Origin of the sequence: Bdellovibrio bacteriovorus (assembly GCF_041888015.1) — a bacterium.
Classification (GTDB): Bacteria; Bdellovibrionota; Bdellovibrionia; order Bdellovibrionales; family Bdellovibrionaceae; genus Bdellovibrio.
On the sequence record NZ_CP168968.1, the window covers coordinates 1,356,976 to 1,368,826 of the forward strand.

Annotated in this window: 10 protein-coding genes; 8 read left to right on the plus strand and 2 right to left on the minus strand. The window is 48.4% G+C overall.

Annotated features, from left to right (window positions below):
• The first annotated feature begins 19 nt into the window (after window positions 1-19).
• The 6 genes from pilB to ACES2G_RS06595 all read left to right on the plus strand — a co-directional run bounded on the left by pilB (window position 20) and on the right by ACES2G_RS06595 (window position 7,594).
• Window positions 20-1,720: a type IV-A pilus assembly ATPase PilB gene (pilB, locus tag ACES2G_RS06570; protein ID WP_374001613.1), complete on the plus strand. Its 1,701-nt coding sequence runs from the start codon at window positions 20-22 to the stop codon at window positions 1,718-1,720.
• Complete coding sequence (locus tag ACES2G_RS06575) at window positions 1,720-2,763, plus strand: twitching motility protein PilT (RefSeq protein WP_347357599.1); 1,044 nt, start codon at window positions 1,720-1,722, stop codon at window positions 2,761-2,763. Before pilB ends, ACES2G_RS06575 begins: the two co-directional genes overlap by 1 nt.
• A 1-nt stretch (window position 2,764) precedes the next feature.
• Window positions 2,765-3,982 (plus strand): type II secretion system F family protein, encoded by a 1,218-nt coding sequence (locus ACES2G_RS06580; RefSeq protein ID WP_374001614.1) that lies wholly within the window; start codon window positions 2,765-2,767, stop codon window positions 3,980-3,982.
• Window positions 3,983-5,560 carry an ATP-binding protein gene (locus tag ACES2G_RS06585; protein WP_347357601.1) on the plus strand — a complete coding sequence of 526 codons (1,578 nt, stop codon included), beginning with the start codon at window positions 3,983-3,985 and terminating at the stop codon, window positions 5,558-5,560.
• Between the two features lie 38 nt (window positions 5,561-5,598).
• Window positions 5,599-7,005, plus strand: a complete 1,407-nt coding sequence (locus ACES2G_RS06590) for a sigma-54-dependent transcriptional regulator (protein WP_374001615.1) — start codon at window positions 5,599-5,601, stop codon at window positions 7,003-7,005.
• 160 nt (window positions 7,006-7,165) lie between these two features.
• Window positions 7,166-7,594, plus strand: a complete 429-nt coding sequence (locus ACES2G_RS06595; RefSeq protein ID WP_347357603.1) for a ferritin-like domain-containing protein — start codon at window positions 7,166-7,168, stop codon at window positions 7,592-7,594.
• A gap of 85 nt (window positions 7,595-7,679) precedes the next feature.
• On the opposite strand, the gene ACES2G_RS06600 is transcribed toward ACES2G_RS06595, so the two are convergent.
• Together ACES2G_RS06600 and ACES2G_RS06605 are read right to left on the minus strand one after the other, a co-directional pair.
• Window positions 7,680-8,072, minus strand: a complete 393-nt coding sequence (locus ACES2G_RS06600; protein WP_374001616.1) for a hypothetical protein — start codon at window positions 8,070-8,072, stop codon at window positions 7,680-7,682.
• Between the two features lie 104 nt (window positions 8,073-8,176).
• Window positions 8,177-10,378 carry a phosphatidylserine/phosphatidylglycerophosphate/cardiolipin synthase family protein gene (locus ACES2G_RS06605; RefSeq protein WP_374001617.1) on the minus strand — a complete coding sequence of 734 codons (2,202 nt, stop codon included), beginning with the start codon at window positions 10,376-10,378 and terminating at the stop codon, window positions 8,177-8,179.
• 201 nt (window positions 10,379-10,579) lie between these two features.
• Between ACES2G_RS06605 and ACES2G_RS06610 the strand changes: the two genes are divergently transcribed.
• A complete protein-coding gene (locus tag ACES2G_RS06610) occupies window positions 10,580-10,777 on the plus strand; it encodes a hypothetical protein (protein WP_374001618.1) in 198 nt (65 codons plus the stop codon).
• A gap of 94 nt (window positions 10,778-10,871) precedes the next feature.
• On the plus strand, window positions 10,872-11,825 hold the full coding sequence (locus ACES2G_RS06615; protein ID WP_374001619.1) for a glycerophosphodiester phosphodiesterase: 954 nt from the start codon (window positions 10,872-10,874) through the stop codon (window positions 11,823-11,825).
• The last annotated feature ends 26 nt before the right edge of the window (window positions 11,826-11,851 follow it).

An 11,851-nucleotide genomic window follows, 5' to 3' on the forward strand; every position in this document is an offset into this window, starting at 1 on the left:
TTAGTCCAGGGGAGTCCTAATGTCTTCACTCAAAATCGGGGAAATTTTAGTTAAGCAAGGTTTGCTGAAGCCTGACCAATTGCAAGCTGCAATGGAAGAGCAAAAGAAAACCGGCCAAAAATTGACCAATTCCATCATCCAGTTGGGATTCTTAAAAGATAACCAAATCCTTCGCGCTGTTGAAAAACATTTCGCAGTTCCGGGGGTTGAAGTTAATACTTTTGAGATTGATCAATCTGTCATCGCAATGATTCCCAAAGATGTGTGTGAGAAGAACACATTGATTCCTTTGCAAAAAGCAGGGAACACGCTGGTCGTGGCTTTTGCTGATCCCAGTAATATTATAGTTAAGGAAGATTTGCGCTTTATCACCCGCTGCCGTATTCAAGCGGTGGTCGGAACCGAAAGTGCCATTGCCTCTGGTATCGAAAGGTACTATGGCGGCAGCATCAACACCAAATCTTTGAACACCATGAGTGCGGTTGATGATGATGATCTGATTCTGGGGGTCGGACCTCAGGCCGAGATCATTGACCAGGATTCCGGGCAGGAAGATGCGCCGATCATCAAGTTCGTGAACTCGATTCTGGCGGATGCAATTCGCAAAAAAGTTTCTGATATTCACTTTGAGCCTTATGAAAAGAAATACCGCGTGCGTTTCCGTATTGACGGTAACTTGGTGGAAGCAACGGCACCTCCGGCGGGTACGGCGGCAGCGATCGCCTCACGTATTAAGATCATGTCCAAGTTGGATATCGCAGAAAAACGTCGCCCTCAGGATGGACGTTTGAAGGTTCGTACCAAAGCCAAAGAGATGGACTTCCGGGTCAGTGTTCTGCCGACGTTGTGGGGTGAAAAGGTTGTTCTGCGTCTTTTGGATAAATCGAATTTGCAACTGGATATGACCAAGTTGGGGTTTGAGGAAGACGACCTGAAGATTTTCAAATCGACAATCAATCTTCCGCAAGGGATGGTTCTGATCACCGGACCGACAGGTTCTGGTAAGACCACGACGATTTATTCTGCCTTGGCGGAATTAAATCAGCCTGATGTGAATATTTCCACAGCGGAAGATCCGGTCGAGTTTAACTTGGAAGGTATCAACCAGGTTCAGATGAATCCGGATATTGATTTGAATTTCTCCAGCGCTTTGAAGTCATTCCTTCGTCAGGACCCTGACATCGTTATGGTGGGGGAGATTCGTGACTTTGAAACAGCAGAGATCGCTTTCAAAGCGGCCTCCACGGGGCACTTGGTTGTAAGTACGCTGCATACGAATGACGCTCCGGGAACGGTGATACGTCTGACGGAAATGGGCGTGGCTCCTTATATTATCACTTCCACTGTTAACTTGATCGTGGCCCAGCGTCTGGTGGGTAAGGTTTGTGAATCCTGTAAAGCTCCTGTAGAGGTCCCGGCGCAGACCTTGTTGAATTTGGGAGTTCCTCAGGCCGAGATCGGCGACTACAAGCTGATGCGTGGTAAAGGTTGTGCGAATTGCAACAACACCGGTATCAAGGGGCGTCTGGCGATCTATGAGTTGTTGGCGATGACGGAAAAGATGAAAGAGGCCATCCTGAAGGGGGCCTCCACCGGACAACTTCGTTATCTGGCTCGCGAGCAGGGAATGCGAACTCTGCGCCGAAGTGCGCTGTTAAAACTAAAACGTGGCGTAACAACTATTGAAGAAGTGCTCAATGCATCAGTGAAGGACACCTAATGAGTTTGACTGAGCTCCTTTTGCAGGCCAAGGCCAAGAAGGCGGAAGAGTTTTTATTCATCGTCGGCAGTGAGCCGCGAATTCGCGTTCCGTCCGGCTGGACTAGTTTACGCTCGACTCCGGCTTTGATGACCGAGTGGAATCTTTTGCAGCAAAGTCTGCTAAGCACTCAGCAAAAAGCGGTTCTTGAAACCACAGGGGTCGTGCAGGGTGAAGCTGCACTGGACAGTCTGCGCATTGGTTTTTCATTCTTCCAGCATGACACCACGATGAAGGCTGTTTTGGATATGGATCTTGACGGCGGAAGGCAGGAGATTCAGCTTCCACCATCTTTGATCGAAACCTGCCTGCGTATGAAAGGGCTGGTTTTGCTTTCGGGTCCGGGAGAGGCCGGACAAGTCTGGGCCTTGCATCGTATTTTGCAGAAACTTTCGGAGGAAAAATCCTTCCTGGGAGTTGTCTATTCGCGCAAAGCCTTCCCGCAAGTGAAGGAAGCCAAGTCCTGCTATATCTACCACAATGGTGAATTCGCCCGTCCCGAAGAACGAGAATGCCTGATGTCCGGTGTGGATATGGTGGTGTTCGATGGTTTCGCGGATGAGGAATCCTTGCTTGAGGCCATGTCTTTGGCAGAGCAGGGCACCTTTGTGATTTACTCCATGAAAGCACCCTCTGTGACGAATGCCCTTCGTCGTGTGCTGTCCACTTTGGGAGAGCGCTTTGCAGAGCATGGAGCGCCAAGATTGGCGGAAGTGCTGACTCTGGCCTCGGGCCAGTATCCTGTTGCGGGACTGAGTGGTGAAAAGATTTTTGCGCACGAAGTGCTGCTGATGAAGCCGCAGGTTCGTGCCCTGGTTGAAGAGCAGGATTTCAAGGCTCTGGAAAATCTGCTGCTTCAGGCCCCGGAAAATTCCGGCATCCTGACTTTGAATCAGTCTTTGTTACAACATTTGATTCGCCGACGTGTGGACCTGAAAACCGCATTTGAGGTGTCCCGACAACCTGACAACCTGGATCAGCTTCTGAAGAAGGTAGGTATCTAAGATGGCAAAGTTTCAGTACCAAGCGAAAAATGCAACCGGCCAAATGGTCCAAGGCGAGATCGAGGCCGCTTCTCAGCAGGAAGCCATCATCCGCCTGCGTGCTCAGCAGTTGTTGCCGGTGCGAGTGGTGGCCTTTGGTGCGACCCGTAGTTCAGCAGGAAAAAGCACCAGCCTTTTTGCGCCATCGGTTAAGGGGAAGGACTTGCAGATCTTCACCCGTCAGTTTGCCACTTTGATCAATGCGGGTATTCCTGTGGTGGATTCATTGAAGATTCTTTCTGAAGGTCTGCGACCGGGTTTGTTGAAAGAGGCTTCGGCACAAGTTAAAACTTCCATCGAAGGCGGACGCCGTCTGGCAGACTCTATGGCCCAGGTGCCAAATGTCTTTGATAAATTGTATGTGAATATGATTCAGGCGGGTGAAGAAGCCGGTATCCTGGATGGTATTCTTCAGCGTTTGGCCAGCTATATGGAAAAATCTGAAAAAATCAAAGCGCAGGTAAAAGGGGCGTTGGTTTATCCGGTTGTGATCATCATTGTGGCGATGATTGTTATTGCTGGTATTTTGGTCTTTATCATTCCTAAGTTTATGGAGTTCTTCGCCGGTTCAGGTAAAGAACCACCAATGTTGACGATGATGGTGGTTTCCCTGAGTAACTCGATGATCACCAATTGGTACATCTATATCGGTGTGGCTGTGCTTGGGCCGATGGCTTTGATGCAGTGGTTGAAAACGGACGCTGGAAAAGACACCTTTGATCGCTTCATCATGAAAGCGCCGGTCTTCGGCGAAGTGGTGCAGAAGTCTGCGATTGCCCGTTTGACCAGAACCTTGTCAACATTGTTGGCGTCGGGCGTGGGTTTGATTGAGGCGATTGAAATTTCAGCAAAGACGGCCGGGAACGTGGTTATCGAACAGTCTTTGTTGCGTTGTAAGGAATCCGTGACGGCCGGACGCACCTTTGCGTCTCCTCTGGCCAAAGAAAAAGCATTCCCAGAGATGGTCGTTCAGATGATCTCCATCGGAGAGCAGTCCGGTACCATGGATATCATGCTGGGCAAGATTGCCGACTTCTATGAAGATGAGGTGGAAACAGCAGTAAAAGCCATGACTTCTTTGCTTGAGCCTCTTTTGATGGTGGTTCTGGGTGGTATTATCGCGGTTCTGGTTGTGGCGATGTATCTTCCTATCTTCAGCATGGCGGATGTGGTTCAATAGATGCGTTTAAGTTTTGCTCTGCAGAACAGTAAGAATCAGGGGCTGACGGTGGAATTTGCACGCGTCAGCCTTTTTGCGTTGATTCTTCTGATCAGTGTTATTTCCAGTGTGTTTCAGGAAGGCTTCGTCAATTGGCAAGTCTTGGGGCCGTTTTACGGTATCTTGAGTATTGCCTTTGGTATGCACCTCATGTGGTTTGCCGAATGGGAACGACTGCTTAGGAATCCAAGCTGGTTGTTTGTTGGCTTTGTAGTTGATTCGTTGCTGATCTCGCTTTTGATCTACTATTCGGGCATCAATCAGTCCTTGTTCCTGTTCATGCATTTGGTCAACATTCTGCTTGCGGGGATCGCATGCCGGGGTGTTGGTGCGGTGACGTTGGCGCTGTTCACCAGCATTTTCTTTACAATTGCAGCTCTGTTTTCGCCAGAAATGAAGGCGTTGAACTTCTTCTTCCTGTTGGCATTGAATAATATCGCCTTCTTCTCGGTGGCTGCTTTGTCCGGATATCTGAGTGAGCAGCTTCAGTCGGTGGGTAAAGAGCTGACTGAAACGGGTGCCAGCCTTCGCTCGGCCCAGGAACTGAATGAAGTTTTGGTCGAGAACATTCCTACTGGAATGGTGTCTTTCACTGAGGCCGGTGAGGTGGTGAAGGCCAACTCTTCCGCGGCGGAGATCCTGGGTTTCCCGGATTTGCTGAGTCAGAATTGGTATGCCTTGTTCCCCGAGACAAAAAGAACCGAAGGCTTATTCAAGGGGGATGTGAAGTACACATCCCCCAATGACAGCAATCCGAAAATTTTGGGTATGACGTTGTCCAAAATCTACAGTCCGGAACTGCAGGCTCATTTGTCGATCGGTTTGTTTGATGACCTGACTAAGATTCGTCAGCTTGAATATGCCGCGCGCCAAAATGAAAAGCTGGCTGCCGTGGGTGGGTTGGCAGCGGGGATTGCCCATGAAATCCGCAATCCTTTGGCGGGTATCAGCGGCAGTATTGAATTGCTGACTCAAACTGTGAATAACGATGACGATCGTCGGTTGATGAAGATTATTCTGCGGGAAATTGATCGTCTGAATAATCTGATCACAGAGTTCCTGGATTATGCGCGTCCGGAAGTTCCGCCCACAGATCCCGTGGATCTTTCGGCGTTGCTGACAGAGATTCTGGATTCCATGAAGCTGAATGCACAAGTGCGTGCCGACACTGCGCAGGTCCGTGAGTACGCTGATGGACTTAAAATCTTGGGTCGTCGGGATAAACTAAAGCAGGCCTTTTTGAACATCATCATCAATTCCTATCAGGCTATGAATGATTCTCAGAATCCACAGATTGCGGTGAAGGCACTCGCCACGGACAAAGAAGTGCGTGTGCGCATTCGCGATGCGGGTTGTGGGATGAGTGAAGCAACGAAAAAGAAAATGTTTGAACCGTTCCACACGACGAAGCCCAAAGGCACGGGCCTTGGTCTAGCTGTGACTCATAAGATTCTTGAAGGGCATGGGGCGCAGGTCTTTGTCGAGAGTGAAGTGGGCGTAGGTACTGAGTTTATTTTGACTTTTCCAAGAGCAAACTGAGAGAATAGTTTTTAACACAAGGACGTGGGAGCGCATAAATGAAGTCGAGAATTCTTGTTGTCGATGACGAAGAATCAATCCGCGAGTTTTTAGAGATCATGCTCAAAAAAGAAGGCTATGAAGTCACTTTGGCTGAGGATGGCCAAAAAGCGAAAGACCTTCTTACTAAAAAAACTTTCGACATGATCATCTCCGACTTGCAGATGCCTCATGTGACGGGGATTGAGCTTTTAAAGCACGTCAAAGAATCTTACCCAGACACAGTGTTCATGCTGATCACAGCTTTCGGTACAACGGAAACTGCGGTGGAAGCCATGAAAATGGGTGCTTATGATTATCTGACCAAACCATTTAAAATTGATGAAGTTCGTTTGAACATTCAAAACGCGCTTCGCTCCCGCAATTTGGAAGTGGAAAACCGATCCCTGAAAAAGGAATTGGTGAAAGAGTACTCCTTCCAGAATATGGTGGGGAACTCTCAGGCGATGCATGCAATTTACGATATGGTAAAGCGCGTGGCACAGACGCCAACCAACGTTTTGATCACAGGGGAATCCGGTACCGGTAAAGAGGTGGTGGCCAAAGCGATTCACTACAACGGTCCTTTGAAAGATCGTCCGTTCGTAACAGTGAACTGCGGTGCCATCCCTGAGAACTTGATGGAATCAGAAATGTTCGGTCACAAAAAAGGTTCCTTCACGGGGGCCGTGGCTGATAAAGCGGGTCTGTTTGAGGTTGCTGACGGCGGCACACTGTTCCTGGATGAGGTCGGTGAGTTGCCTTTGACGATTCAGGTGAAATTGCTTCGTGCGATTCAAGAGCGCGTGATCCGTCGAGTGGGTGCCACTGATGATATGAAAGTGGATGTTCGTATCATCGCTGCAACCAATCGTAATCTTGAAGAGATGGTGCAAAAAGGCGGCTTCCGTCAGGATTTGTTCTATCGTTTGAATGTTATCAATATCAGAACTCCTGGCTTGCGTGACCGTCGTGACGATATTCCATTGCTCGCAAATCACTTCTTGAAGAAGTACAACGAGCGTTTGAATAAGAACATCGGCGCGATCAGTGCGGAAGCGATGGAAATCCTGAAAAAGTATGACTACCCAGGAAACGTGCGTGAGCTTGAAAATATGATCGAGCGCACAGTGGCGTTGGAAGGTGGCGCGACGATTCTTCCGGAATCCTTGCCGCCGATGGTGAATACGTCTTCAGGTCGTAAAATGGCTTCTTCCAATGAAATCGAAATCGGTGACGATGGGGTTGATTTGGATAAGGTGATGGGGCAGATCGAAAAAGAGCTTTTGATCAAGGCCATCCATTCTGCAGGCGGGGTGAAGAAGAGAGCTGCTAAATTGCTTCATATCTCCTTCCGATCCATGCGTTATCGCATAGAAAAATACAATCTCGGAGTCGTTGGCGATGATGAACTGGACGATGAATAGACCTTAATAGAACTATAGAAGGGAGCTGTTGAGCTCCCTTTTTTTTTGCCCGGACTTTATCGAAAACGATAATCAAATTTGGTTATTCTCAGTATGTTTTCATTTGTTGCTTTGACCTCGGCTTTCTGCAATCATTCCTATGAATGAACAGGGAGGTCTTATGACAGATAAAAATAAAATTGTTGTTGATCTATTGAATGAAATTATCGAGATGGAGATCTCTGGTGTGGTTCGTTATCTTCACTATGCATTGATGGTGAAAGGGCCAAACCGTATTCCTATTGTTAAATGGTTCCACGAGCAGGCCAATGAAGGTTATCAGCACGCCTCCATTATCGGTGAAAAGGTGACAGCTTTGGGTGGTCACCCTACGTTGCGTGTGTCTGCAGTTCCAGAGACTAAAACTCACAAGGTTTTGGACATCCTTAAAGAAAGCCTTGAGTTTGAAGAGGCAGCTTTGGAAAAGTACAAAGCTGTTTTGAAACATTGTCATGACGATGTGGCATTGGAAGAGCTGATTCGTTCTATGGTGCGTACGGAAACTGAGCATATTGAAGAAGTGGTTAAAATGCTCGACACCACTCACTAAGAGCTTACTAGTAAGAAAAAGTAAAAACCCACAATCTGTCAGGATTGTGGGTTTTTTATTTTTCAGAATTGAGCTGGCTTCGTGCTTATTTGCACTCAAGGTCGTGAACCAACTCACTGGCATAGGCATGAACCATATCATATTCGCCGTCGAACTCTGAGCGAGAGAACATCATGCCGGCCACCAGTTCTGTGGCATGACCGCTTTCACGGAACTCCGGGATGCTGATGTCATGAACGCGGTAAGTTGTCAGAGCTTTTCCGGTGACTTTATGTTTCTTTTGGCCTGGGTTGCGACCACCGAATTCGCCACCGTTCAATTCTTTTTTGTTGTCCAGCATAACCAGAACATCTTCGCCGGCCTGAACCACCTTCAGGGTGTGAGTTTTTGAAGCTGAGTTACATTCAGTCACAGCCACGAAAGATGCTTGAGCAGATGTGGCGCTAAGTAGGATCAGGGGAAGGATCAGTTTTAACACGAAAGGCCTCCTGTTATTTTCAAGGCCTTAGTTCTAACAGAAGGGGGCGAGAGCCCCCAAATTTCATTTAGGTCATTTTCGGATTTTAATAAAAATTTCCAAAATTAGAATTCAGTGTCAAAAATTCCGACAATCAGAGCCTTGAAATAGTTCCTTTTCAGGCGCTCTTCAATCAGGCGGGAGTCACGTTTGTACTGATTATAGATATCGGTCATCTCACGATTGTAGGCGGCGCCATAAATCATGGTGCCGTTTTCCATGTCGTGGAAGAAGCTGCGTTTATTCCAGTTGACCGACCCCAGGAAAGAGAACACGTCGTCAATCAGCACAATTTTCGAATGCAGAATCACCTTGGGTTCTGTGTATTCGTAAAGTGCGATCTTCTGATAGAGCTTGTTCACAGTGGGCTTATTGGACTCACTCAAGATCCAGTCCACAGTATCGCCCTTAAGGTCCAAGCGCGTGATTACTGCCACATCCACGCCACGGGCAGCGGCACGTTCCAAGGCCTCAAAGATCGGCTTGGGCGGGCGGAAGTACGGGGTGGAAATCATAATCTTCTTTTTCGCGCTGTCCAGCATTTCCACATAAAGATCGATCAGGCGCTGCTCGTCTTTGTAAGGCACAGAGACATAATGGCGAATCAGGGGTTCGCGGTTGTTGAAATAGGCCGGAGAGGCCTGCGACGCCAGCGGCAGATTGATGTTGATGCTGCGGAACTGCATGGTCTTCGCATCACGATCCCATATTGTCAGGAAGTGTGCGGCCACTTTTTCAGTGAAGTCCTTCGAATGAATTTTAAATTCAAAGTCCCGCCAGTGGACGAAACTTTCATCTCCTTTGACATAGTTGACCATGTCCGGATTGGAGTAGTCGTAAGGGGTTTTGAAGATAAAACCATCGTGAATATTACGACCTCCGATAAAGGCCACGTTGTTCTGAGGCTGGGACTTGGACATCGTCAGCAGAAGTTTGACATGCATGGAGCGGTGCAGGCGATCGAAGCGATCTCCCAAAGAGCCCCCGGCGGGAACCTGATACTTCAGCTCTTGCAGCTGTATGTTGGGATTGCGTGCGACCAAAGAATGTAACATTTTGACGTCTTTATCCAGTGTGATCACGCCCGCAATCATAATTTTAATTTTGGAGCCCCGCTGAGCATGGAATTCCAGCAGACGGCTCATAAAGGTGCCATAGTAATCCGCGCGGAAAACCAGATACGAGACATAGATACTGTCAAAGAAAGGAGCCTTTGAAAAATCCAGTGGCGCCAGGGGATCACGCAGATCCATAAAGCCGCGTGGCAAAGGCTGGCCTAATAGAGTTTCGGCCTTGGATTTCAGTGAGTCTTCAGCATCCGGCAGATTGATGACGGCAGGGACCGCCTCCGGGCAGGTCATGGAATCAAATTTATCCGTCAGGAAGAACTTCTGAATGCCAGAAAGGTTATCGGTTCGAGGCATCAGACAGCCTTCCACCAGACTGTGCAGCTCCAGGTAGGGATTGGCTGGCTCAACAAAGCGCGCGCCGTAAAGAGGGGCAGCTCCGGCTTCTCCAGCCTTAAACTCACACTCCTTGACATAGGAACTTGGGATCAGGCGCAGGTTGTCGCCATTGTATTTGCTGTCATACAGACGGAAGGTGGCCGTCTGGCGAGCCCCGTACTTTTTGTCCGAGAACGTGCGCTTAATACTGAATGGGGCATCGCAGGTGATAGAAGCTTCGAGGAAATCGTTTTTTCTGTCCTCGTGAGGATCGTCATAGCTGAGCAGATAGTTTTTGATACGCACTTCAAAGGCCGTGCTGCGAACGCGGTCAAAGTTAAAGACATGATTCGGGCGGCCTTGAGCCAGAGCGAAATCAGCCGGATTTTTAAGTTCTACTTCCTGGTTCTGCTGGCGCCATGGTGTAGCATCCCGGACCAGAATGGAAACCGGAGTGTCGCTGCGAACCGAGGACAGCAAGGGCTGCGCCTGATTCAATTCGGCATCCTGCTTTTGCTGACTTTTTTGATACTGTGCCGTCAGAGCTTTGAACTCTTTTTCATAGGGTGGCGTTGGTGGTGGGAATTGTTCATTCTTGCGCGGAGTATTCCCGGTGCCACGTTTGCGTTTGATAATTTCCAACTGCTCTTTGGTGATTTCTGATTGAAACTTCTGGCGATAAAGATTTTCAATAATAGGTTTGAGCTCTGTGGGAACATCCACAGAACTGGGCTGCCTGTGGGGTGTTGTCTGACAGGAAATCAAAGAAAGAGTCAGGCCCAAAAACATTACGTGCACGGAGTTGGTCGTTGTCTTTTTCATTTGAAACCTATCGGAATATTAAGGGGTTGCCTGAATGCAGACAGAGGGCCGGAGGACCCATAAGGCCTGTTTCAAAATGAGAATAGGGTGCTGGGAAACCGATAAAAAAGAATTAATCCCGTTTTAATCGGGGTTTAACGGTCGAGTGCTATCTTGGATTTCAGAGAGATAACTCAAACAAAAACCAAAATGGAGGTTTTTATGAAGTTCGCACTCGTAATGATGTCTATGATGATGGCTGGCGCATTTGCACACGCTGAAAATACTGAGGCTCCTGTGGCTGCGGGCACAGAGGTTTCTGCACCAAAAACAGAAGTCGCCATGGTTAAAAAAGAAAAAGTTCACAAGAAACACATTAAAAAAGAGAAATCAGAAAAATCTGAATCTTCTGGCAAATAGTTTCCCCTCCTGAGTGTTGTTGAATCCTTTCAAGCCCCTCGCAATGAGGGGCTTTTTCCTTTAGTTCAGGTCCTGTTGTGGCGATAAGGCCTCTATGATTAAAAGAATCTGGTCTGTGGGACTTTTCTGTTTTTTTGCGACTGTTGGGTACTGGCACTCCTGGGAGGTTTCTCAAATTGCAGAGCTCAGCTCTCTGGATTCCTCGAATCCCTTTGTTGTGGCACATCGCGGGGATGAACAGCTTTTTCCTGAAAACAGTGCAGAGGCCTTTTTAAGTGGAGCCCGAGCGGGGGCCGATTATGTCGAGATGGATGTGCGCCGCACTCAAGACGGCGTCTTCGTTATTCATCATGATGACTCTACCGGGAGGAGTGTTCGTTGCGCCCAAAGCGAGGTGGCGATTGCCAGGGCCTCGTGGAGCTATTTGCGTTCTGAGTGTCGCTACAAAGACCTGCCTCCGGAAAAAGGGCAGGTGCTGACGTTGGCTGAAACCTTGGAGCTTTTGCGGAAAACAAAGACGGGTCTTGTTTTGGATGTGAAGCCTGTGATCAAAGAAAACGAAATGGCGGATCTGGCTGAAGAGCTTTTGCGCTTGGACCCACAAGGGCAGTGCGCGCTTGGGGTGGATCTCGGCGGCACTTACAATTGCTTTTCCAACATCATTATCTATGTCAATGATCTGCCAGCTCACGATAAGCTGTGGCGTTGGGCTAAAGGACTTGAGTCTGCTGAGGCTCGCTACAAAGTTCTGGGTGCGATGAAGTTCTTGAAGATCGTCCACAACGGCAGCGCTGCACTCAAAGAGCCTGCGAAGTATCTGGACAATGACGGCATCGCCTTCAATATGAAGGCGACATCCGTCGAGGACATCCAAGCTTTACGGGCACAGTTCCCTGAAAAGATTCTGGCCGTGTGGACTTTGGGAAAGAAAGCAGAGTTTGATCTAGCGCGAGATCTGAAGATGGACGGCATCATCACAAGCCATCTTCATGACTATCTCGGCCTATGGCGCTCGCCATCATTGCTGAATGATTCAGCGAAAGAGTGATTTTGTTGGCGGGGTTATTTCACCCA

What these genes read in the sequence shown, in the direction of transcription:
- pilB (WP_374001613.1), top strand. Translation starts at nt 20, where the DNA reads ATGTCTTCACTCAAAATCGGGGAAATTTTAGTTAAGCAAGGTTTGCTG.
- ACES2G_RS06575 (WP_347357599.1), top strand. Translation starts at nt 1,720, where the DNA reads ATGAGTTTGACTGAGCTCCTTTTGCAGGCCAAGGCCAAGAAGGCGGAA.
- ACES2G_RS06580 (WP_374001614.1), top strand. Translation starts at nt 2,765, where the DNA reads ATGGCAAAGTTTCAGTACCAAGCGAAAAATGCAACCGGCCAAATGGTC.
- ACES2G_RS06585 (WP_347357601.1), top strand. Translation starts at nt 3,983, where the DNA reads ATGCGTTTAAGTTTTGCTCTGCAGAACAGTAAGAATCAGGGGCTGACG.
- ACES2G_RS06590 (WP_374001615.1), top strand. Translation starts at nt 5,599, where the DNA reads ATGAAGTCGAGAATTCTTGTTGTCGATGACGAAGAATCAATCCGCGAG.
- ACES2G_RS06595 (WP_347357603.1), top strand. Translation starts at nt 7,166, where the DNA reads ATGACAGATAAAAATAAAATTGTTGTTGATCTATTGAATGAAATTATC.
- ACES2G_RS06605 (WP_374001617.1), bottom strand. Translation starts at nt 10,378, where the DNA reads ATGAAAAAGACAACGACCAACTCCGTGCACGTAATGTTTTTGGGCCTG.
- ACES2G_RS06610 (WP_374001618.1), top strand. Translation starts at nt 10,580, where the DNA reads ATGAAGTTCGCACTCGTAATGATGTCTATGATGATGGCTGGCGCATTT.
- ACES2G_RS06615 (WP_374001619.1), top strand. Translation starts at nt 10,872, where the DNA reads ATGATTAAAAGAATCTGGTCTGTGGGACTTTTCTGTTTTTTTGCGACT.